This window comes from Thermus composti (assembly GCF_014647535.1).
Lineage (GTDB): Bacteria > Deinococcota > Deinococci > Deinococcales > Thermaceae > Thermus > Thermus composti.
This window is the reverse complement of the sequence record NZ_BMPJ01000054.1, coordinates 1-3,161: the sequence shown is the minus strand read 5'-3', so window position 1 is coordinate 3,161 and position 3,161 is coordinate 1. Positions and strand designations below refer to the sequence as shown.

Genomic DNA, 3,161 nt, shown 5'->3' with positions numbered 1-3,161 from the left:
AAGGTCGTGCTCTACCGACTGAGCTACTCCCGCGAAAGGGAAAATCCCCCGCACCGACCTACTCTCCCAGGCGGTCGCCCGCCCAGTACCATCGGCGCTGGCGCGTTTCACTTCCGTGTTCGGAATGGGAACGGGTGGTTCCACGCCGCTATGGGCACGGGGGATTCTGGTGTTTTGGGTTTTCAAAAGGCCACGCCGCCATGGGGGCGGGGGATTGGGCTGGGGTGGGTATCAGGGCAAGAGGGGTCAAGACCTCGGACGATTGGGACCGGTCGGCTCAACGCCTCGCGGCGCTTACACCTCCGGCCCATCCACCGGGTGGTCTTCCCGGGTCCTTACCGGCTTGACGCCGTGGGAGGCCTCATCTTGGGGCGGGTTTCCCGCTTAGATGCTTTCAGCGGTTATCCCTTCCGCACATGGCTACCCAGCGTATGCCCCTGGAGGGACAGCTGGGAAACCAGAGGTGCGTCCCTTCCGGTCCTCTCGTACTAGGAAGAGCCCCCCTCAAGCCTCCTGCGCCCGTGGCGGATAGAGACCGAACTGTCTCACGACGTTCTGAACCCAGCTCGCGTGCCGCTTTAATGGGCGAACAGCCCAACCCTTGGGACCTTCTTCAGCCCCAGGATGCGACGAGCCGACATCGAGGTGCCAAACCTCCCCGCCGCTGTGGACGCTCGGGGGAGATCAGCCTGTTATCCCCGGGGTAACTTTTATCCGTTGATCGATGGCCCTTCCACACGGGACCACCGGTTCACTAGGCCCGGCTTTCGCCCCTGCTCGGCATGCCCGCCTCACAGTCAGGCCCCCTTCTACCCTTGCGCTCTCCGGCGGATTTCCGTCCCGCCTGAGGGGACCTTTGGGCGCCTCCGTTACCTTTTAGGAGGCGACCGCCCCAGTCAAACTGCCCGCCAAGCGCTGTCCCCCCATCCGAGGGTTAGGCCCCCAGCCGCGTCAGGGTGGTATTTCACCGGCGCCTCCCCCCCACCCGGAGGCGGGGGTTCACAGGCTCCCACCTATCCTACGCAGACGCGACCAAGAGCCAACACCAGGCTGCAGTAAAGCTCCACGGGGTCTTTTCGTCCTGCCACGGGTAGGCCGCATCTTCACGGCCAGTTCAATTTCACCGGGTCCCTCGCCGAGACAGCGCTCCGGTCGTTACGCTTTTCGTGCAGGTCGGAACTTACCCGACAAGGAATTTCGCTACCTTAGGACCGTTATAGTTACGGCCGCCGTTCACCGGGGCTTCGGTTCGGGGCTTGCACCCCTCCCCTTGACCTTCCGGCACCGGGCAAGCGTCGCTCCCTATACCTCCTCTTACGAGTTCGCAGAGAGCTGTGTTTTTGGTAAACAGTCGCCAGAGCCTGTTCACTGCGGCTCCCCGAGGCTCATCACCCCAGGGAGCACCCCTTCTCCCGAAGTTACGGGGCCAGTTTGCAGAGTTCCTTGGCGAGGGTTCTCCCGCGCGCCTGAGTGCTCTCGCACCCGCCCACCTGTGTCGGTTTGCGGTACGGGTTCCCGTGGGTTGAGCTTAGAGGCTTTTCTTGGCTCCCTGGCTTCGGGGGGTTATCACCCGTACGGGCTTCCCCACCACGCAGAGCTTTTGGGAGGCGGATTTGCCTACCTCCCACCCTGCGCTTCTGGCCGGGCACGTCCATGGCTCCGGTCCCCCTAGCCTAGAGCGTCCCCCCATCGCACCCACGGGAAGGGCCGGAATATTAACCGGCTGTCCTTCGGCTACGCCTTTCGGCTTCACCTTAGGTCCCGCCTAACCCTACGCTGACGACCATTGCGTAGGAACCCTTGGGCTTACGGCGAGAGGGATTCTCACCCTCTTTATCGTTACTCATGCCGGCATTCGCACTTCCCTTACCTCCAGCCGCCCTCACGGGTCGGCCTTCATCGGCATCGGGAACGCTCCCCTACCGCCTGGGGTCATCCCCCAGACCCGCAGCTTCGGCGCTGGGCTTAAGCCCCGATCATTTTCGGCGCAGCGCCACTCGACCAGTGAGCTATTACGCACTCTTTAAAGGATGGCTGCTTCTAAGCCAACCTCCTGGCTGTCTTCGCGGCGCCACATCCTTTACCACTTAGCCCAGACTTGGGGGCCTTAGCTGGCGGTCTCGGTTGTTCCCGCGCTTGGACGCGGACGTTATCGCTCGCGCCCTCACTCCCAGGCTCCACCTGGGACCCTTCGGAGTTTGACAGGGTTTGGTAGGCTGGTGGGCCCCCTAGCCCTATCAGTGCTCTACAGGCCCCAGTCAGCACCTGAGGCTGACCCTAAAGTCATTTCGGGGAGAACCAGCTATCTCCGGGCTCGGTTAGCTTTTCACTCCTAGCCCCAGCTCATCCGAGGGGTTTGCATCCCCCACCGGTTCGGGCCTCCACTGGGTTTTACCCCAGCTTCACCCTGGCCAGGGCTAGCTCGCCCGGTTTCGGGTCCACGGCCGCGGACTAGACGCCCTGTTCGGACTCGGTTTCCCTACGCCTTCGCCTAAACGGCTTAAGCTCGCCCACGACCGTGAGTCGCCGGCTCATGCTTCAATAGGCACGCCACAACCCCTTGCGGGGCCGTGACTGCTTGTAAGCCCACGGTTTCAGGCTCTATTTCACTCCCCTCCCGGGGTTCTTTTCACCTTTCCCTCACGGTACTGGTGCGCTATCGGTCACCCGGAGTACTTAGCCTTAGGCGGTGGTCCGCCCAGATTCCCCCATGGCTCCACGGACCACGGGGTACTCGGGTACCCTCACCTATCCCCCCACCTTTCGCCTACGGGGCTTTCACCCTCTCTGGCGCTGCTTCCCAACAGCTTCGGCTAGGCTGGGGATTCGGTATCCGAGGGCCCCACGACCCCGCCCGGACAAGCCGGACGGTTTAGGCTGGTCCCCTTTCGCTCGCCGCTACTCAGGGAGTCGCTTTCGCTTTCCTCTCCTCTGGGTACTGAGATGTTTCAGTTCCCCAGGTTCCCCCCGCGCTAAAAGCGCGGTGACCGGCGTTCGCGCCGGCCGGGTTCCCCCATTCGGACATCCAGGGATCAACGCCCGCTACCGGCTCCCCCTGGCTTATCGCAGGTAGCCACGTCCTTCATCGGCTCGGGTGCCGAGGCATCCACCGTGGGCCCTTAGTATCTTGACCCCTGCAGGCCTATTTAGGCCTCGGCTTC

The 3,161-nt window shown here is 63.1% G+C and carries 2 rRNA genes; both read right to left on the bottom strand.

The window, feature by feature from the left end:
• Positions 1 to 45: 45 nt before the first annotated feature.
• Positions 46 to 162, bottom strand: a 5S ribosomal RNA gene (rrf, locus tag IEX93_RS11315).
• Between the two features lie 80 nt (positions 163 to 242).
• A 23S ribosomal RNA gene (locus IEX93_RS11310) occupies positions 243 to 3,133 on the bottom strand.
• Positions 3,134 to 3,161: the final 28 nt, after the last annotated feature.